Origin of the sequence: Rhodococcus sp. IEGM 1370 (assembly GCF_033142325.1) — a bacterium.
GTDB lineage: Bacteria > Actinomycetota > Actinomycetes > Mycobacteriales > Mycobacteriaceae > Rhodococcoides.
This window is the reverse complement of sequence record NZ_JAWLRY010000006.1, coordinates 1-18,811: the sequence shown is the minus strand read 5'-3', so window position 1 is coordinate 18,811 and position 18,811 is coordinate 1. Positions and strand designations below refer to the sequence as shown.

20 protein-coding genes are annotated in these 18,811 nt (G+C 64.2%); 9 read left to right on the top strand and 11 right to left on the bottom strand.

Translation table 11 applies throughout. From position 1 onward, the window contains the following. Window positions 1-3 precede the first annotated feature (3 nt). From R4P47_RS10695 to R4P47_RS10685, 3 genes are read right to left on the bottom strand one after another with little or no spacing between them, the layout of a single operon-like run. Window positions 4-2,373: a lysylphosphatidylglycerol synthase transmembrane domain-containing protein gene (locus tag R4P47_RS10695; protein ID WP_149406812.1), complete on the bottom strand. Its 2,370-nt coding sequence runs from the start codon at window positions 2,371-2,373 to the stop codon at window positions 4-6. 9 nt (window positions 2,374-2,382) lie between these two features. Continuing rightward, a complete protein-coding gene (locus tag R4P47_RS10690; protein WP_068048498.1) occupies window positions 2,383-2,970 on the bottom strand; it encodes a GNAT family N-acetyltransferase in 588 nt (195 codons plus the stop codon). Then, window positions 2,939-4,222 (bottom strand): MFS transporter, encoded by a 1,284-nt coding sequence (locus tag R4P47_RS10685; RefSeq protein ID WP_149406813.1) that lies wholly within the window; start codon window positions 4,220-4,222, stop codon window positions 2,939-2,941. Before R4P47_RS10685 ends, R4P47_RS10690 begins: the two co-directional genes overlap by 32 nt. Before the next feature lie 89 nt (window positions 4,223-4,311). Here R4P47_RS10685 and R4P47_RS10680 point away from each other — a divergent pair, with 89 nt between their 5' ends. Both R4P47_RS10680 and R4P47_RS10675 read left to right on the top strand, forming a co-directional pair. Next, window positions 4,312-4,626 (top strand): ArsR/SmtB family transcription factor, encoded by a 315-nt coding sequence (locus R4P47_RS10680; protein WP_149406814.1) that lies wholly within the window; start codon window positions 4,312-4,314, stop codon window positions 4,624-4,626. Window positions 4,627-4,660: 34 nt separating this feature from the next. Next, on the top strand, window positions 4,661-5,809 hold the full coding sequence (locus R4P47_RS10675; protein WP_149406815.1) for a macrolide family glycosyltransferase: 1,149 nt from the start codon (window positions 4,661-4,663) through the stop codon (window positions 5,807-5,809). Between the two features lies 1 nt (window position 5,810). On the opposite strand, the gene R4P47_RS10670 is transcribed toward R4P47_RS10675, so the two are convergent. The 6 genes from R4P47_RS10670 to R4P47_RS10645 all read right to left on the bottom strand — a co-directional run bounded on the left by R4P47_RS10670 (window position 5,811) and on the right by R4P47_RS10645 (window position 10,080). Continuing rightward, window positions 5,811-6,329 (bottom strand): hypothetical protein, encoded by a 519-nt coding sequence (locus R4P47_RS10670; protein WP_149406816.1) that lies wholly within the window; start codon window positions 6,327-6,329, stop codon window positions 5,811-5,813. 257 nt (window positions 6,330-6,586) lie between these two features. Beyond that, on the bottom strand, window positions 6,587-6,913 hold the full coding sequence (locus R4P47_RS10665) for a hypothetical protein (RefSeq protein WP_037194906.1): 327 nt from the start codon (window positions 6,911-6,913) through the stop codon (window positions 6,587-6,589). Window positions 6,914-6,998: 85 nt separating this feature from the next. Then, window positions 6,999-7,778: an AIM24 family protein gene (locus tag R4P47_RS10660; protein ID WP_068048501.1), complete on the bottom strand. Its 780-nt coding sequence runs from the start codon at window positions 7,776-7,778 to the stop codon at window positions 6,999-7,001. Then, window positions 7,748-8,425 carry an AIM24 family protein gene (locus R4P47_RS10655; protein WP_149406817.1) on the bottom strand — a complete coding sequence of 226 codons (678 nt, stop codon included), beginning with the start codon at window positions 8,423-8,425 and terminating at the stop codon, window positions 7,748-7,750. Before R4P47_RS10655 ends, R4P47_RS10660 begins: the two co-directional genes overlap by 31 nt. Window position 8,426: 1 nt before the next feature. Further along, entirely contained in the window at window positions 8,427-9,035 is a 609-nt protein-coding gene (locus tag R4P47_RS10650) for an AIM24 family protein (RefSeq protein WP_149407070.1), read from the bottom strand. Between the two features lie 67 nt (window positions 9,036-9,102). Beyond that, the gene (locus tag R4P47_RS10645) at window positions 9,103-10,080 is read right to left on the bottom strand and encodes an LLM class F420-dependent oxidoreductase (protein WP_170945816.1); all 978 of its coding nucleotides are present in this window, start codon (window positions 10,078-10,080) and stop codon (window positions 9,103-9,105) included. A gap of 59 nt (window positions 10,081-10,139) precedes the next feature. Here R4P47_RS10645 and R4P47_RS10640 point away from each other — a divergent pair, with 59 nt between their 5' ends. Next, complete coding sequence (locus tag R4P47_RS10640) at window positions 10,140-10,553, top strand: VOC family protein (RefSeq protein ID WP_149406818.1); 414 nt, start codon at window positions 10,140-10,142, stop codon at window positions 10,551-10,553. Window positions 10,554-10,556: 3 nt separating this feature from the next. Here the strand turns inward: R4P47_RS10640 and R4P47_RS10635 are convergent, their stop codons facing one another. After that, on the bottom strand, window positions 10,557-11,660 hold the full coding sequence (locus tag R4P47_RS10635; protein WP_149406819.1) for a S1C family serine protease: 1,104 nt from the start codon (window positions 11,658-11,660) through the stop codon (window positions 10,557-10,559). Window positions 11,661-11,754: 94 nt separating this feature from the next. Here R4P47_RS10635 and R4P47_RS10630 point away from each other — a divergent pair, with 94 nt between their 5' ends. Beyond that, window positions 11,755-12,588 carry a DUF72 domain-containing protein gene (locus R4P47_RS10630; protein ID WP_149406820.1) on the top strand — a complete coding sequence of 278 codons (834 nt, stop codon included), beginning with the start codon at window positions 11,755-11,757 and terminating at the stop codon, window positions 12,586-12,588. A 41-nt stretch (window positions 12,589-12,629) separates the two neighbouring features. On the opposite strand, the gene R4P47_RS10625 is transcribed toward R4P47_RS10630, so the two are convergent. Continuing rightward, a complete protein-coding gene (locus tag R4P47_RS10625; protein ID WP_149406821.1) occupies window positions 12,630-13,436 on the bottom strand; it encodes an IclR family transcriptional regulator in 807 nt (268 codons plus the stop codon). Between the two features lie 109 nt (window positions 13,437-13,545). Between R4P47_RS10625 and R4P47_RS10620 the strand changes: the two genes are divergently transcribed. From R4P47_RS10620 to R4P47_RS10600, 5 genes are all read left to right on the top strand, one after another. Next, entirely contained in the window at window positions 13,546-14,421 is an 876-nt protein-coding gene (locus tag R4P47_RS10620) for an oxaloacetate decarboxylase (RefSeq protein WP_149406822.1), read from the top strand. 5 nt (window positions 14,422-14,426) lie between these two features. Further along, window positions 14,427-15,692 carry a 3-isopropylmalate dehydratase large subunit gene (locus R4P47_RS10615; protein WP_394855283.1) on the top strand — a complete coding sequence of 422 codons (1,266 nt, stop codon included), beginning with the start codon at window positions 14,427-14,429 and terminating at the stop codon, window positions 15,690-15,692. Further along, a complete protein-coding gene (locus R4P47_RS10610) occupies window positions 15,689-16,237 on the top strand; it encodes a 3-isopropylmalate dehydratase (protein WP_149406823.1) in 549 nt (182 codons plus the stop codon). The genes R4P47_RS10615 and R4P47_RS10610 overlap by 4 nt, the downstream gene beginning before the upstream one ends. Then, complete coding sequence (locus R4P47_RS10605; RefSeq protein WP_068048531.1) at window positions 16,234-17,553, top strand: MFS transporter; 1,320 nt, start codon at window positions 16,234-16,236, stop codon at window positions 17,551-17,553. The genes R4P47_RS10610 and R4P47_RS10605 overlap by 4 nt, the downstream gene beginning before the upstream one ends. 81 nt (window positions 17,554-17,634) lie before the next feature. Further along, window positions 17,635-18,615 (top strand): NAD-dependent epimerase/dehydratase family protein, encoded by a 981-nt coding sequence (locus R4P47_RS10600; protein ID WP_317533069.1) that lies wholly within the window; start codon window positions 17,635-17,637, stop codon window positions 18,613-18,615. The last annotated feature ends 196 nt before the right edge of the window (window positions 18,616-18,811 follow it).

Below are 18,811 nucleotides of genomic sequence, written 5' to 3'. Positions count from 1 at the left end.
GAATCAGACCATGTCTCGCTTGGTGAGCCACCGTAGTGTCGGCCACCCGAGAAACACCGGCAACCAGCAGGTCAGGACGCGATAGAGCAAGACCGACGGCACGGCGATGGAGGCGGGCACTCCGAAGGCGGCCAGACCGCCGATGAGTGCGGCCTCCACGGCACCCACACCGCCCGGCGTCGGCGCGGCCGAGGCCAGAGTTCCGCCGATCATCGTCACCACCGTCACGGTGACGAACGTGGTGCCGCCGCCGAAGGCCTCGATGCTCGCCCACAGTGCGAGCGCGGCACCCAACGTCGTGGCCGCGCAGCCGAGGATGATGATCGAGAACCGTTTGGGGTCGCGGGCGAGTTCGCCCAGTTCGCCGAGGACTTCCTTGATCTGCGGACGAACGGCGACCCGCAGCCAGCGTCGTAGCTTGGGTACGAACATGAACGTCCCGACGACGCCGAAAGCGGCACCTGCGATGAGATACAGCACGGTGTTGCCCGGCACCATGTTCGACAGACCGGACGAGGTGCCTGCGACGACGCTGAAGAAGATCAGCAGGCTCACGTGCGTGATCACCTGGACCGATTGTTGCAGCGCCACAGCCGCCGTCGCGCGAACCGTTCCCAACCCACCCTTCTGCAGGAAGCGCACGCTCAGGGCCAGTCCGCCGACGCCGGCGGGTGTCGTCGTCGCCGCGAAGGTGTTGGCGACCTGCATCACCGTCAGATTCCAGAAGCTGACCTTGCCCAACGCGCACGCCCACAACGCGGCTCCGGCACCGACGTACGTCAGCGCGGACACCGCCAGACCGAGCAGAGCCCACCACCAGTTCGCCGAACCGAGTTCGGTGACGAACGCGGGCACCGCACTGATGAACGGGTATGCGACGTAGACCAATCCGATCAACAGCACGAGCGAGATGATCTGGTTGCGGCTGAATCGGGTGACCTGTTCGGCCTCGATCTTGGCGGCACCGGTCTGCTCGAGAACCTCTAGCCGGACTGCCTTCATCGTCTTGTCGGCGTCGCGCACCGATTGGCGAATACGCGGCGGGATGGCGGACTTGGTCAAACGACCCGAGGCCGCAACCACGGTCTCGAAGCCGAGTACGTCGATGGCGGTCGCGACGGCGCGCTGGGAGCCGAACAGGTCTGCGGTGGTGAGCAACAACTGCGCGACGTCGGATTGCATCTGGGAATCAGAGGCACCCAGTTCGGCATGGCCGAAGCCGCAGAAGAGGGCCTTGCCGTCGTGGATCCGGAGTTCGTTTCGGTGCAGGTCACCGTGGGAGATCTGGTTCTCGTGCAGAGTGTGCAGGGCCGACCACAGAGCGCCGAGGGTGGCGTCGTCGTGCTCCGCCTCGATCGGATCACCGATGGGAAGGCTGTGCGCGTACAGGGTCCATCCTCTGTCGAGCGCGGCCACCGCCAGTGGGTGACTTCCCGCCGCACCCAACCCCTTGATGGCAAGGCCCATCAGGGCGCGATGCTCGACGGCCCGGCGCATCGACGCGTGCAATGGCGCAGTTTCGCTGCCACGCAGTGTGATCCACCGCCAGGACTGACGTAGGGCACCGCCGCTGCGCTGATTCTGCCCGTACAACTCGACCACCACATCGGCGTCGGGAGTGTGTGCGTTCAACACCAACGGGCCGGGGCCGGCCGGACGGACGACGGTGAAGCTGCGCACGGTGACACCGCGGCTGTGGAACAGGCGAACCGCCGCGTCGAGCGGAACCTCGAGCGCCGGGGTGCCGACGAGCAACACGATGACGGCTCCGACGAGCCAGCCGACCGCCAGTCCGAGCATCGAGCGAGCCGGGACCACGGTGGAGACGACCAGGTGCATCGGTACGAATGCGAGCAACAGCGTCCACCATGCCCGACGCCACTTCGCGGGTAGGCCGGGGCCGGAGACCGTCAGAGCCGCGGCCAGCATCGCGATCCAGCGCGAATCGTCGAGGAATTGCGCGAGGAACGTGTCGAGTCGGTCGGGAACGTCGAGGTCCCAGGTGGGAGTGGAGATCCCGGTTCCGGTGATCGACAGCGCCAGAGCGGCCAGCAGTGCTGCGGCCGCGTACCCGGCGAGCAGTTTCCATTTGCGGCCGGCGATCAGTCCGATCAGGACGCCGAACGGGAGCGCGAGAATGGCGACGCCGTAGACGATGTAGACGGCGTTGGATTGGTCGGGACTGAGCACGCCGACGATGTTCGAGACCGATTGCTCGAGCGCATCCCACTGATTTCTGGTGATCAGCGAACCGGCGATCACCACGCCCAACAGTGCCGCGGCCGATACGACCCGAATGATGTCGCTGGTTCTCCGCACCAGCGGCTGAAGCAGGTTTCCCGCTACGGGAATGTCCCGCCCATCCACACGCATGGGGTCAACCTACCGTGCGGTACGCCTGCGGAGTTCGTTGCGGACGGTGGGCCATTCGGATTCGATGATCGAGAACACGACGGTGTCGCGCAACGAACCGTCGGACATGCGTTGATGATTGCGCAGAATCCCGTCCTGCTTCGCACCCAGCTTCGCGATCGCCGTCCGCGACTGCAGGTTCATCCAATGGGTACGAAACTCGACGGCGATGCATCCCAGTTCCTCGAATGCATGCGTCAGCAGCAGCAGTTTGCTCGCCGGATTGGTGCCGGTTCCGTGCGCGGAGCGGGCATTCCACGTGTATCCGATTTCGACGCGACGGTTGGTGGCGTCTGCGTTGCAGAATGTCGTCGCTCCGATGATCTGCCCGGTGTCGTTGCGGCGCAGCGTGAACGGAAGCATCGTGCCTGCGTCGAGCAATCCGAGTCGACGGTCGATCTCGGCCGCCATGTCCTCGGGCTTCGGAACGCTGGTGTACCAGAGATTCCACAGCTCCCCGTCGCGGGCGGCATCGCACAGACCTTCGAGATGATCGTGGCTCAGAGGCTCGAGGGTCACGAGATCGTCAGTGAGGGTCACCGGTTGCAGAAAGGACATTCGCCGACGATACGTCGGATCTGCCCGTCCGGGAAAGCATGACGATCAGCGCTGCGGTGACGGCTACGGTCATCACGACGAGTGCAATCACTTCGGTGAAGGCGTGGGCGTAGGCGTCGGCGAATCCCGGTTGCCCGGCCGCGGCTGCCTCGGCGTCGGTTCGGTCGGGCACGCGTCCGCGGACGAAGATCGTCAGCAGCCAGGCGTAGCAGGCGACCATCACGGCCTCGCTACCGATGCGGAAGAGATTGAGTACTCCTGCTGCGGTGCCGCTGCTGTGCGGTGGAACTGCCGCGAGTGCTTCGCCGTCGACCAGTCCGATCGGGAGCCCGAATCCGAGCCCCAACGAAATCATCGGGACCACGAGGGCGGCGAGCGAGAATCCCGGTTGCAGGGCCAGCATGCCGAGATTCCCGAGAATCAAGAAACCGAGACTCGTCAGGATCACACGATTCGGGGTGACGGTCTCGAAGGCGGTCATAGACCTGGCGACCGTCAACGGAGCGATCAGTACCGGGATCGTCATCGCCAGCATGAACAGTCCGGCTCGGCCGGGAGTCAGGGACGCGACGGCGCTGAGGGCGGCGGGCAAATAGGTGAGCAGGGTGACGAAGCCGATGGCTCCGGCTACGGGGACCAGGCACAGCGCGAGGAATCGGCGGTTGCGCAGAAGTGCGAAGTCCAGCAGCGTCGACGGTGCGGTGGGGGTGCGTAGTGCTGGCAGGGCCAGGGTGCCGACGGCGGCGACGAGAAGGACGACCGCCTGAGCGGCGAACACTCCGCGCCAATCGAGCACGGCGATCAGCAGTCCGGAGATGGTCGGCCCGAGAGCAAACCCCAGCCCGTTCACGGTGCCGAACAGAGCGAACGCAGTCGCTCGTGCCTTCCCGTGAAAATACAGCGAGAGAATTGACGTGGATCCCACCAGTACTGCTGCGGCACCGATGCCTGCGAGCACTCTCGCGGCGTCGAGCAGGAGCAGGGAGGGTGCCAGTGCACTGGCCAGGCTGGCCGCGGCCGTGAGCATGACGCCGATGCGGAACGAGGTGCGATGGCCGATGCGATCCGACACAGCTCCCCAGACGACAGTGAACAACGCGAAGGCAACGTTGAAGCCGTTGACGACCCATTGCAGCGGTGCCGGGTCGGAGCCGAGATCGGCTGCGATGACCGGAAGCGCGATGGCGGTGCCCGAGATGGACATCGGAACGACGAACTGAGCTGTGAGTACGACCGGCAGAACTGTTCTCATGAATCCCCCTGCGACTAGGTACGATACTTTTCGTACTAGAACAGGTTTGAAGGTATGATGCAAGTCGTACCTTGATGTGGGAGGAGCTCATGGCGGACGAGAACGGGCATCCAGAGCCCGAGGAAATGCAGCTCGGTGCGGTGATGTCTGCACTGGCGGATCCGCTGCGCCGCAAGGTGGTCACCGAACTCGTCGGCGACGACGACGGTGCCGAGCGAACGTGCATGTCGTTCGAACTCGGTGTAACCAAATCGACTCTGACGCATCACTTTCGGGTGCTGCGCGAGGCAGGTCTGGTGTTCCAGGTCGACCGCGGCAACAGTCGCAAAGTGACGCTGCGACGGCAGGAGCTGAACGATCGATTTCCCGGCCTGCTGGATCTGATCGCCAACGAAATTCGCTAGCTCGCAGTGTGTGATGCGCCCTACGGTGGGGATCATGCACATCGCCATGATCGGCACGACAGCTCCCAGCCACATCTATCCATCGCTGGCCGTCATTGCCGAGCTGGTGCGGCGCGGGCATCGCGTCACCTATGCCGTCGGTGATTCTCTGCGACACGTGGTCGAACCCGCGGGCGTCGAGGTGGTGCCGTTCACCTCGATACTTCCCGACGGAGAGGCGTCATGGCCGGATGATCCGGCCGCGGCGATGCAGGTCTTCCTCGACGAGGCGATCGCGTCGTATCCGGTGCTCACCGCGTTCTACGACGACGATCAGCCGGATCTGTTTCTGTACGACATCGGCGGAATGACGGCACCCGTCCTCGGGGTGCGCTACGGGGTGACGGCAGTACAGCTCTCGCCGACGTACGTGGCGTGGGATGGATACGCCGAGGATCTTTCCGATGTACTGACGCCGATGCGTGAATCCGCTGGTGGCCTGCAATACCACGCTTCGTACACGGCTTGGTTGCGAGACAACGACATCGACGCTGATCCCTGGGAATGGATCACCTACCCGCAGCACTGTCTGTCGCTCATCCCGAAAGTGATGCAGCCCAACGCGGATCGGGTACCGGATTCGGTGCGGTTCGTCGGGCCGTGCCTCGATCCGGTACGCCTGCAGGACCGCAGCTGGACGGCACCCGACGCGCCGATCCTGTACATCTCCTTCGGTACGGGCTACAACGAGCGACCCGAGTTCTACCGACTGTGCATCGAGACCTTCGCGAACACCGACTGGCACGTGGTGATCTCCATCGGCCGACGCGTCGACCCGGCCGTGCTCGGTGAGCTACCAGCGAATGTCCAGGTACACGAACATGTTCCGCAGCTCGCGGTGCTCGATGCTGCGACCGTTTTCGTCACTCACGCCGGGATGGGTGGTTGTACCGAGGCGCTGTGGTTCGGTGTCCCGACCGTGGCCATCCCCCAGGCCGTCGATCAATTCGGCAATGCGGCGATGCTCGCCGAACTCGGCGTCGGCGTGCACCTGGAATTCGAGAAGGTCACGGCTTCGAGCCTGGTCGACGCAGTTGCCCAAGCTCGCCAATTGACACCGCGCGCAGCGGCAATGAGTGCCCAGGTGCGAGCACACGGTGGCGTCGACCAGGCGGCCGATGCGGTAGAGGCGTTTCTCGGGTGATTCAGTTGGCGCTACCGCTGTCCAGCAAAGATCCGAGATCGGGGGTCGGCGTACTCGGCTCGACGGTGACAACTGTGGAGGACTGCTCCACCTTGTGTGAAGTCCAGGGGAGCCCGTTCAGAAATTCGTCGAGTCCGGGGTAATCCGAGATCCATGCGGTGGTGGTGTCCCCATCGACGGAAGTGCACGACGCCAGCGCGACATAGGAGCCGGCCGGGACGTCGGTAATCGTCTGGACCGTCGAACCCGGCTGGGTGTCTCCGTTGGTGTACAGGGACTGACCGTTGCCGATCACTTCGAGAACCGGAGGAAGAACTCCGTTCGGCGCAGGTGCGAGCGATGTCCCGCAGCCGATAACCGTGCCCGAGGAATTGGTGATTGTATTGGTCACGCTGGTTCCGTCGACCGCGAACGAGAATCTGATGTCCTCGGGCTCGGCCGCGAGCGCCGACGCGGGTGCAACGAGGGCGAGGGTGGTGCAAGCTGATGCAATGGCCAAGGTGCGCAATGTCGTTCGCATGAAGGGTCCTCGTCGTCGAGTGGCATCGTTCGCATCAGAGTCTGCCTCAAAATAGACCGTTTGGCACTTTTCGGGCGCGGCGCAGCAAACGCATCGAGAAACCTGCGAACCTTCTGTTCGAGACCGACTCGCAGTCCTGCATCGCGGTTTGCGGCACCGATCGGTACCGGTGAGGTCCGGGTATAGCCGCGGTCCGAGTCGAGCATGCGTGAATCCGGTGCAGCCAGCCGCGCTGAGCGCGGTCCAGTGCACCCGATTCAGTCCTCCAGAACGCTGACGCTCACGCCGTAGGGCAGGAAGCGGACGCGTCGGCGCGGGTCGGTGTTGTCCTTGTGCGCACGCAGGGCATCGAGTTCGGTGGCGTAGAGCTGGTCGATCTGGGGTGATCCGGCGTCGTCGACGCTGTAGATCGCCCAGACTCCGTCCCCCTTCTGACCTGTGGTTTCGGGTTCCGGCGGAGCTTTGGGTGCCCCGGCGTTGGAGGCGAACAGCGATCCGACCACCTCGCGTAGTCCCTCGGTTGCCTCACGGGCGAACTTGTCGAAGTCGTCGGATCCGAATCCGAACGGTCCTTGGTTGGCCATGGCTGTACCTCCTGAAGGTGAAACTCCAGTATGCGCGTTCTCGCCGAACAGCTGCCGTGTCCACCGTCGAGGTGCTGCTAGGCGGCTATTGCTGTAGCCGAGCCCCGATGGTGTTGTGCAGCGCCCGCAGCGAGTTCTGGCCGAGCGAGACCGTCTGCGACTCGACGTACCGCAGCAGGTGTGAATCGTCGAGCACCTTCTCGCTGGACTGGATCAGCACAGTGCCGGCCCCGGTGAAGTCGAACTGACGCTCCTCGCCGCTGTTCGCCCCGAGGAATCCGCGGGCTGCACCGAGGAAGTTCTGCATCCAGTCGGCGTCGAAGTGATGCGACGGCGAGGGGCAATCCGCCCATCCGACAAGGGCTTCCGGGTCGATACGCAGCGGCGGCTCGGCGAACATGACGGGGCCGTTGGACGAGGCCAGGAACTTGCCGGTGCCCAGCAGCGTCAGGAATCCCGGGACGATGGACTGCTTGAGATCCAGAGTCGGCTCGAAGGCAAGGAGATTCGCGGCCCGGATGGTGAGGTTGCCGTCGTCGAGGTCATAGCTGTTGATGTTGAAACCGCGATCGCCGAGGATCAGCTTGCCCTGACCCTGCGCGAGTACCCAGTCGTTCGAGTACAGCGGAGACGAGAACCGCGCCGCGACGATGGCGGGCATGGACGTCTGCCCGAGCGGCTCGAATCGAACGTTGCCGTAGTACGCGATCATCGCGCCCTTCGACGTGAACCAAGGCTGGCCTGCGAGTTCGACGCAGAACGCATAGTCGTTGCCGGGAACGTTGTCGTTGACCGGGAGGGTGTACGGGGTGTGTATTTCCACGACAGTGCTCCCTAGAACTTCTGCTCGGACGCCTGCACCCATACGGTGCCCATGCCGGTCATCTTCAATTGGATCGCCTCGCCACTGCCCTTGCCGACGGCGTCGCGCCACCCGACGTTCGCAGAGACGTCGACGTTGATGTTGCCGATGTGGCAGACGTACGCCTGCGGATCGACCACCACCTGGGGGTGATCCGGTCCGATCTGCAGCGGAGTCGCGCCCCCGTGCGAGAGAACCGCGACGCTGCCCTGGCCGGTCAGCTGTGTCGTGAACAAGCCTTGCCCGGTCATCGCACCGCGCACTGCTCCGCGGACACCGCCCTGCGAGGTCAGAGCCACGATGGAACTCTGGAGGTAGCCGTCGTGCACCAGGAGCCGATCGGCTTCGACGGTGAGCATCGACGAACCGTCGAGATGGATCACCTCGATGTACAACCCGGCGTGACCGTAGAAGACTTCGCCCTGCCCCTCTGCGGCCATCATCGCCACGTGCTCGCCTGCCATCATCCGTCCGGCCATCCCGGCGACGCCGCCCATGCCCGGCATGGCACCCGCGCCGCCACCCATCGAGTGCGGAATGAACCGAACGTCGCCGGTGTAGTAGAGCATCGATCCTCGACGCGCGAGCACGTTCTGATTGGGTGTTAGAACGGATTTCACTACTTTGCTGTTGACCAGTTCGAGTGGCACGTCAGCGCTCCTCGGGTTGGATGTAGACGACGCCCTGGCCGTCGAAGCGGAGGGAGAACGCCTCGCCGCTGCCGCCGCCGATGGCGGAGCGCCACGTGACGTCGGTGACGAAGCTCTGGTTCAGTTGGCCGCGATGGGCGACGAACGCGTCGGGATCGACGACGAGTGGGTACTGCGGATCGACGGCGAGGGCGATGATCGGCCCACCTTTGGACAGCAATGCCACGGTGCCGGACCCGCTGACGACGGTGGTGAACAGTCCCTGGCCGGAACCGGCACCGCGCAAGCCGGAGAATTTGATGTCGGTCTTCAGTTGCCCTGTGAGAGCCAGCAATTGGGACGACTCTACGTGCAGGTTGTCGCCCTGGACCTCGACGAGGGTGATGTCCTGAGCGTCGACGGCGAAGTAGACGGTGCCCTTGCCGGACACGTCCATCAGCGACAGCGATTCGCCGGTCACCTTCTGTTTGAGCGCGGCGCGGAAACCGCCGCCACCGCCCATGCCGGCGCTCTTGAAGGCGACATCGCCCTCGTACGCCACCATCGAGCCCGACATCGCGCGCAGGGAGTCGCCGGTCAGGTCGGCGACCAAGACACGGTGCCCGTTCATCCTCAGCTGAGCCACGGGGGAACTATGCCACCGCACGCGCCCCCGCGGCTACTGCTGGAGCAAAATTCTAGACGAGCGGCTTCAGAGCTTTACCTGCCAGTTCGACGGCTCCCGGCTGGTGTCCGTTGGTGATCAGGTTGATGATGATGCCGTCGACGCCCTGATCGAGGACGCGCTTCTGCACCTGCTCGGCCACGTCGTCGGGGGTTCCGCAGAAGTGCCGATCGGTGGCCTTCGCCGCGTCCTCCTCGGACAGGTTCGTCAGGTCGAGGCCCTGCTTGAGCACGAACTCACGCTGCAGTTCCTTGGCCTTGTCGCCGTCCTCGTCGACGATGACGAACGCGAGGAAACTCGTCTCGAGGTCCTTGGGGTCGCGATCGACCTCCTCGCAACGGGCCTGGACGGCAGCCATCTTGCGCGGCAATTCGTTTGCGTCGCAGATGATGTTGAGGTGATCGGCGAACTGTGCGGCCAAGCCGAACGTCTTCTTCTCGCCACCGCCGCCGAGCATGATCGGCAGGTCGTCGCGGATGCGGGGCTCGTTCATCGCGTTCTCGACCTGGTACCAGAGACCGTCGAACGTGGGACGCTGGCCGCGGAGCATCGGTTCGATGATCTGCAGTGCCTCGTCGAGTCGCTCGAAACGGTCGGTGAACGTGCCGAACTCGAGTCCGAAGCTCTGGTGCTCGAGTTCGTACCAGCCGGCTCCGATCCCGAGGATCGCGCGACCGCCGCTGACGACGTCCAACGTGGTGACGGTCTTGGCGAGGATCGCCGGGTTGCGGTAGGTGTTGCCGGTGACCAGCGCGGAGAGCTGGATGGTGTCGGTGGCCGTCGCGAGCGCGGACAGCGCAGAGTAGGCCTCGAGCATGGGCTCGTCGGGCTTGCCGATCCCGGGAAGTTGGTAGAAGTGATCCATCACGAATGCGGTGTCGAACCCGGCCGCTTCGGCCTCGCGCGCCTGCGCGATGACCTGGGGAAAGAGCTCTGCGACCGAACCGTCGTAGCTGAAGTTGGGCATCTGGTAACCGAGGCGAATAGTCACGAGATCCACGCTACTCGGATATCGGCCCGTGGCATGTGCCGGAGCGCGATAATTCGACGATGACATCCTTGGAGCTGACCAGGCAGCCGTTCTCCGGATTCGGCGTAAACGACCTGCAGGCGGCGCGCACGTTCTATGCCGAGACGCTCGGACTGACGGTCACCGAGAACGAGATGGGCATGCTCGAGCTGCACCTGGGGACCGGGACGATCGTGCTGATCTATCCGCGTCCCGGGCACGTACCCGCGCAGTACACCATCCTGAACTTTCCGGTGGCCGATATCGAGAGCGCTGTCGACGCCTTGATCGCCAAAGGAGTTGTGTTCGAGCAGTATCCGGACATACAGGGTCGTTCCGCAGGCTCCACTCCTGCCATGGGTACCGACGACAAGGGAATCTTTCGCCATGGCGGACCGCTGATCGCCTGGTTCACCGACCCGGCGGGCAATGTGTTGTCGGTGCTGCAGGACTGACCCTCAGGCTGTCGGCATTCCCGCGGCGAGTGTGATTGTGCCGGAGCTGGTTACGCCTGCGTCATCGACCCATTCGACGACGGCGGGCTCGCCGGGGCGACGTCCGAGCAGCGCCTCCGACAGGTCCGATGAGGATCCGATCTCCGCGCCGTCGAACGTCACGATGATGTCCCCCGCGGACAGTCCCAGGACCTCCGCCGGGGAATCGAACGTCACCGATACCACCCCCGCCCCGATCGCCGGCTTGTTCTCGAAGACTGACACATCGCGCACCGACACTCCGAAATACGGTGTGGGACCCACATGCACGGTGCCACCGGACTGGCCCGCGAGGACCTGGTCGAGTACCGAGACCGCCTCGGAGATGGGGACGGCATACGCCTCGGGTGCCTGCGGCGGCGAGAACTCGGTGCCGTTGCGCGCCTCGTCCGACAACCCCGCGGTGTTCACGCCCACCACTCGGCCCCAGGCATCGAAGAGGGGCCCGCCCGAATCCCCCGCTCGCACATCGGCATCGACGCGAATCATTCGCTCCAACGTATTTCCCGAACCGTCCACCGAACTGCGCGTACGCACCTGCTGATCGAGGGCGGTCACCGCTCCCGGTGCCGGAACCAATACCCCTGCACCCGAGGCATTCCCGACGGCGGTCACCGCATCACCCACCTCGGGAAGCGGGTCCGGGGCAAGCTCGACCACCGGCAGGTCGGCCGCGGTGATCAACTGCACGACCGCCACGTCACGAGATTTGTCGTAACCCAACACGGTGGCGTCGTAGATGAGTCCGTTGCCCATGTGCACTGCGCTGATGTCGGTGGCGTTCTCGACGACGTGGAAGTTGGTGAGCACGATTCCGTCGGGGGCGACGACGAAGCCCGTGCCCGCGACCCCGGAGAATCCTGCGGACGCCGACAAGGTGACGACGGTGGGATCGACGCGAGCTGTGAGCTCTTCGAGCGTCAGGGGTGGCGGTTCGACGACGGGTGCGACGGCCGGTGCCGGAGTTGCGACGAAGTCCGCGGTTCCGGGATCGAGCGACGGCGTCGCGAAGAGCCACACACCGGCAGCGACCAGCGTCAGCACCACCGCTCGTCCACCCGACCGCATAGAGACCGATTATGGTCCGGTGGCGATGGTGGTGCCAGCTAGTTGGCAATCACGGCCAGCGGTGCCTGCCTGTGCGGCCGTCTACAGTCTGCTCATGCCCGCGTCGCATCGACCCCGAGTTCTGATCGGCATCTCCGGTTGGACGTATGCGCCCTGGCGAGGAGATTTCTATCCGGCGGGCTTGGCGCATCGCAAGGAACTCGGGTACGCGTCGGAACATCTGACATCGATCGAGATCAACGGCACGTTCTATGCGATGCAGAAGCCGTCGAGCTTCACCAAGTGGCACGACGAGACGCCGGACGACTTCGTGTTCTCCATCAAGGGTGGTCGGTACGTCACCCACATCAAGCGGCTCGTCGGGGTCGAGGCGGCACTCGCGAACTTCTTCGCCACCGGGGTACTGACGCTGGGCGACAAGCTCGGCCCGTTCCTGTGGCAGTTGCCGCCGAACCTCGAATTCGACGCGCAGAAGATGTCGGATTTCTTCGCCATGTTGCCCCGAACGGTCTCTGCCGCAGTCTCGTTGGCGGGCATGAGGGACGACAAATTGGCCGAGGATCGTGTGTTGTTGCCTGCTTCGTCGTCGCGGCCGCTTCGGCACTGTGTGGAAGCGCGGCATCAGAGTTTCGCCTCGGACGCGGCAGTGGAGTTGCTGCGAGAGAACGATATTGCGTTCGTCGTCGCCGACACCGCCGGTAAGTACCCGTACGTCGACACCCCCACAGCCGATTTCATGTACGCCCGCCTGCACGGCGACGAGGAGCTGTACGCCAGCGGCTACACGGATGCGGCGCTCGATCGATGGGCCGCGAAGATCTCGGACTGGACGTCAACCGGCAGAGACGTCCACGTGTACTTCGACAACGACATCAAGGGCCACGCACCCTTCGACGCAATGAAACTGATCGAACGAATCGGTAGATGAGTATTCGGCTCTCTAGCGCAGCTCATAGATACGCGGATAGTTCAATGTTCTCCTCCTGGCGCAGGTAGGGCCTCTGCAACCCGAGACAAACTCTTCGCGGCGGCCAGAATCGTCGCGACCTTTGCGCTGAGGGCATCGCCCTCGAATGTCTCCGCTCGGCCGCCTACGCTGATCGACGCAACGACCGCGGCGTCCCGTCCGAGTATCGGTGCGCCGACGGCCGCGACGCCGGTGAGGTAGTCCGAATTGCTCAATGCGTACCCCTTCGATCGGATCTGTTCGAGGCGTGTCAGCAACTCGTCCGGCGCCGTCGGTGTTCGATCCGTGAAGGCAGGTAGATCCTGGGTGAGCCAGCGGTCGCGAGTCCGAGCTGAGAACGCCAGCATGGCCATCGGGCCTGCGGTGGCGTGATACGGGAGAACCGAACCGATGGAAATACCCGCGACCACAAGGGGATTGCTCCCTTCATGGCGATCGATGCAAACGGCTCCCTCGTCTGCGGGAACCATGAGATACGCAGTGTCGCCGAACTTTTCCGCAATCTCCGACAGGTACGGTTGTGCCGCACCGCGGATGTCGAGTTGGGTCAATGCCGACGACCCGATCTCGAACACGGGCATGCCGATTCGATACGAGCCCTCGGCCGTCCGGTCCACCCAGCCGGCGTGGATCAGTGTGGTCATCAGTCTGTGCACTGTCGTCTTGTTCATTCGACTTGCCGTCGTCAGCTCGTTGAGCGTCCACACGGGGTGCGTCGTATCGAAATGATCGAGCAGCGTGCAGGCCTTGACCACCGCGCCCACGATGTCGCGGCCGGCGTGGTCGTCGGACTCGGTGGGCGATGCCACGTGTGCTCCTTCGATCGGACTGGGAAGTGCTGCCGCCATCCTACGAACCCCCCTTGACTTGTGATCGCCACCACTCTAGTTTCGGAATGCGTTCCGCAATACGAAATGGATGGTGCTCATGACCGCGACACTCAGAGATCTGACCGAACAGGGCCTCGTGTACGCCCCGGGCGTGTGGGACGGCTTGACGGCGAAGCTGGCCGAACAGGCCGGGTTCTCGGCCCTGTGTGCATCCGGGTTCGCCGTGTCGGCGGCCCTCGGGCTGCCCGACGCGGAGCTCTACACGATGACCGAGAACCTCCAGGCGGTGCGCACGATCGGCGAAGCGTCCTCCCTCCCGCTCGTCGCGGACATCGACACCGGCTACGGCAACGCCGTCAACGCGGCGCGGACCGCGGGCCGATTCGCTGCCGCGGGCGTGCAGGGCGTCTTCATGGAAGACCAGCTCTCACCCAAGAAGTGCCCGATCTGCGTTGGCGAGCCGGTGGACCTCATCAGCATCGAGGAAGCGTCGGGCAAGGTTCGAGCCGTCCGGGATTCGCTGCCGGAGCACGTCCTGATGATCGCCCGCACCGATGCTCGTGGCGACGACGCGATCCGACGCGCTACTGCATACGTCGACGCCGGTGCCGACATGATCATGCCCGTCACGAAGACCTTCGAGACCGCCGACGAGTGGGCTCGCTGTCACGACGCTGTAGGCGTTCCGCTGATGGCGACGCTGACCGCGTCGACCTGGACCGAGCGTGAGTTCACACCGGACGTGTTGCAGCAGATCGGCGTTCGACTCGCCCTGCTGCCCACCCAGGTGCTGATGGCCGCCACCGGAGCAGCTCGTGAGGCTCTGCGCCGATTGGCCGGAGGTGAAGCGCCGGCCGACGTGAGCGCCGACGCGTTGCAGCACCACGAGTTCGTCGATCTCATCGGCTTCCCGGAAGTGGAAGCAGCACAACGCAAGTACCTTCCCGCCGACGCGAAGGCGTGATCGGTATGAGCTCCGACGCATTGACGATGGTCGAGAAGATCCTCGGCCGAACCTGTGATGCCGATGTGGTGCACGCCGGAGAGAATCACGCAGTTCGGCCCGCTCGCATGATTGCCTACGATTTCCCCGGCTACACCGACGTGATGTTCCGGCAGATGCGCGAGGACTTCGGCATCACCGAACTCGACGACCCATCTCGCTACGTCGTCTTCATCGACCACATGCTCACCAAGAAGAACGCCAAAGAGCAAGAGGTGCATCAGGTCACGCGAGACTGGTGCGAGTTCTACGGCATCGAGCTGCACGAGGGCCGAGGCATCGGCCACCAGCTCACAGCCGAACTCGGACTCGCGACGCCAGGAGACTTTCTCGTCCACTTCGACGGGCACATCAGCGGAATCGGTGCCTTCGGTGCTCTCGGATGGGGCATCAGGCGCGATCTGATCGAGGCCTGGGTGACGGGACAGCTGTACGTCGACATCCCGGCCACCACACGGTTCGACCTCGTGGGTGAGTTCGGTGCCGGCGTCGACAGTCGCGATCTCGTTCACACGATCATCGATCTGGTCGGTGCCGACGGGTGTGCCCACCAGGTGATGGAGTTCGGTGGTCCAGGAGCGCGGTCCATGAAGATCGACCACCGCCAGGGTTTGTGCGGAATGGCGATGTTCACCGGCGCGGTCTCGGCGATCTTCGAACCCGACGAACTGTCGCTCGCCTACGCCCACGACGTCGCCCGGCAGGCGTTCACCCCCGTGCTCCCCGACGAGGGTGCCACTTACGCGGCGCACCACACCATCGACCTGTCGACCATCGTTCCGCAGGTGGTGCAACCCGGTTCGGCTCGCGCAGCCAACACCCATACCGCTGCCGATCTGGCCGGAATCCCGATCACGAAGGCGTTCATCGGATCCTGCGCCAGCGGCCGCATCGAGGACCTGCGCGCTGCTGCACTGGTGCTCGACGGGCGGACTGTCGCCCCCGGCGTCGAGTTGAACGTGGTACCGACCTCCCAGAAGGTGCATGATCAAGCCGAAAGCGAAGGGCTGCTGGACATCCTGCGGTCAGCTGGTGCACACATCGCGGTGTCGAGCTGCGACTTCTGCTTCGGATACCAGAAGCCCCTCGCGGCCGGCGAGAACTGTATCTCCACCGGGGTGCTCAACATCTCCGGGCGAATGGGTAGCTCCGACGCCAACATCTACATGGGTTCGCCCTTCACCGTCGCGGCCAGCGCCCTCGCCGGGACGATCGCGCAGGTGGGGTCGTGAGCGCCTACCCGCCCCCGCCCGACGTCATCGACGGTGCGGTCGCGTGGATATTCGGTGACGACTTCGATATCGACCTGGTCGTGGGCGTTGCGAACATCAAGTCCTACGACCCCGATCATTTGAGGTCGGTCTGCATGGCGGCGTACGACCCGGAATTCGTGGATCGAGTTCGACCCGGAGACATCATCGTCGGTGGGCGGAACTTCGGCTACGGACATCCGCACTATCCGCCGATGGTCGCGCTGCGCAACCTGGGCATCAGCGGCGTTGTGGCGGAATCGTTCTCGCCTGGATTCTGGCGTGGAGAGACCTTCAACGGTATGCCCCTGATCACCGTTCCCGGGATATCCGACGCGGTGGCCGTTGGCGACGATGTCAGACTCGACTGGCGTCGGGCCGAGGTGTCGAAGCAGGACGGCACCACGATCACCGGCCATCCACCGAATGCCCGAACCGTCGCCGTCATCGAAGCGGGCGGTTCGTACGAACTTCTTCTCTCCGAACACCGAAGCAAGCAACCACTCACAGAAGGATCAGCGCGATGACGAACACCGAACACTCCCGCGCAGGAGTTGCACCGCCCAAGGCGGACACCACGACCGCGCGTCGAGCTGCGCTGGCCGGAGGTGTCGGTACGCTCATCGAGTACTACGACTTCGCGGTCTACGGCTTCCTCGCCGTCATCATCGCACCGCTGTTCTTCCCATCCACCAGCCCAGGCGTGTCGATTCTCGCGACCCTGGCCGTGTTCGGCGTCGCCTATGTCGCCCGTCCGCTCGGCGGAATCTTCTTCGGTCGGCTCGGAGACCGCAAGGGTCGTCGGCACGCCCTCGTCATCACCGTGGTGTGCATGGGTGTTGCCTGCGGCATTCTCGGACTGCTGCCGACGCACTCGAGTGTCGGGGTGCTGGCCCCCGTTCTGCTGGTCATCATCAGGCTCGCCCAGGGATTCTCGGCAGGTGGTGAGATCGGCGGTGCCGCAACCTACATTGCCGAGTCGGCACCGCCGAACCGTCGGGGATTCTTCGGGTCCTTCACGCCGGTGGGATCGACTCTCGGCTTCGCCGTCGCCGCAGCCGTCGTCGGGCTCGTGGCTCTGATCACGACCGACGAACAAATGTCGTCGTGGGGATGGCGCATCCCGTTCCTGCTGGCTCTGCCCCTGGCCTTCGTATGCCTCCGTGTGCGGCTCAAGCTCGAGGACAGCCCGGAGTTCGAGGAAATGGCAGCCAAGAACGAGGTCGCCAAGAGCCCGTTGAGCGACGTGGTGAAGAAGCAACCGTGGTCGGTGCTCCGCGTCGTCGGCATTGCGATCGCCATGAACGGATCCGGGTACATCGGACTGACCTACTTCAGCGTGTATCTGATCAACGACCTCGGCTTCTCGAAAGACTCGGTGTACTGGACGTCGGCTGTGGCAATTGCATTGGCCTGCGCCACATTCCCGCTGAGTGGGATGCTCACCGACAGATTCGGCCGCAAACCGGTGCTGCTGTTCGGCTATGTGGCCTACGTGATCATTGCGCTGCCGGTGTTCATGATTCTCGGTGCCACGTCGAGCATTCTCGTCGTCGGCGTCGTCTACTTCGTCTACATGGTGCTCAACGGTGTGGTGCAGGTCCCGGCTTTCCCGCTGTTCACCGAACTCTTTCCTCGGGCAGTTCGCTACACCGGAGTGTCGTTGGGCTTCAACATCGGAACGATCGCGGCAGGCGGAACTGCCCCCTACGTTGCAGCACAATTGGTCGAATCGACCGGCAATGCCATGTCACCGGCGTACTGGGTCATGGGCGTGTGCGTCATCGGTGTAGCGACGGTACTGACCATCAAGGAGACGGGACACAGCAAGCTTCCTGTGTAGCCCGAGCCGCTCTGCTGTCAGCAGAGATCCGAACCGGGCGTTCGGCAGAACGGACGGACTGCTCACCGGCACACTGGATTCATGAAGCTATTGGTCCTCGGTGGCAGCGACTTCGTGGGGCGAACTGCCGTCGAACATGCTCTCGATCTGCAGTGGGACGTCACAGTACTCAATCGCGGCACAACCGCGTCGGATCCTCGTGTCACGCAACTTCGGGGAGACAGACGCTCGCCCAACGGACTGAATGAGACCCGAGAAGGTAACTGGGACATAGCCTTCGACACCTGGTCGTGGGAACCGGACGTGGTGGCACAGTCGGCGGCGCTGCTCGCCGGTCGAGTCGGTAGCTACGTGTATGTCTCCAGCTGTTCGGTGTACGACGCCCCGCAAGCGGGAGCTACCGAGACCTGGCCGACGGTGCAGGGACCTGGCGAGGACTATGCGCGATGCAAGCTCGGCGGCGAGCAGGCCGTAGTCGCCGGCTTCGGTACTGATGCGTTGCTGGTTCGTGCCGGTCTGATCCTGGGACCCTACGAAAATATCGGTCGACTTCCCTGGTGGCTGAACAGAATCGAGCACGCCGGGGCTGTGCTTGCGCCCGGTCCGGTCGATCTGGCACTGCAGTACATCGATGGCCGTGATCTGGTCGCTTGGAGTCTGGACGCTGCCGCCCGGGGTCTCGGCGGGGCATTCGACGTGGTGAGTCGGCCGGGTCACGCCACGATCGGCGAGCTTCTGCAGTGCTGCATCGCCGCCACCCGGTCCGACGCACGCTTGTGCTGGGTGGAGCCGGACGTGCTCCGCACTGCAGGTGTGCAGCCGTGGACGGAGCTCCCGATCTGGATTCCGCCGGGCGCGGATCATGATTCGCTGCATGCATCCGACGTATCGAAGGCATTCGCCGTGGGGCTTCGGACGCGACCGATTCAGGAGACCGTCGCGGACACGTGGACGTGGCTGCAATCGCTGACAGGTCGATCGCCGATGAGGAGTGATCGACGTCCAGACGGGCTCTCGGCAGACCGTGAAGCGGCAATTCTGGCGGCCCGCGGGCTCACGTGAGTCGGCGAGTTGCGCGCAGGAACAGATGCGCGCGGAATTGTCAGACGCGTTCGGAATCGTCAACGGATCGGTGTCGAATTCGCGCGCGTATGGCGAACGCGCGCGCGTTTGCGGAAAAACGCTCAATGTCAAGCTGTCTGGAGTCGGTTGTTGTTGATTCCGACTGTTGCGGGCGGTTGTGGTGTGCAGGGGCGGC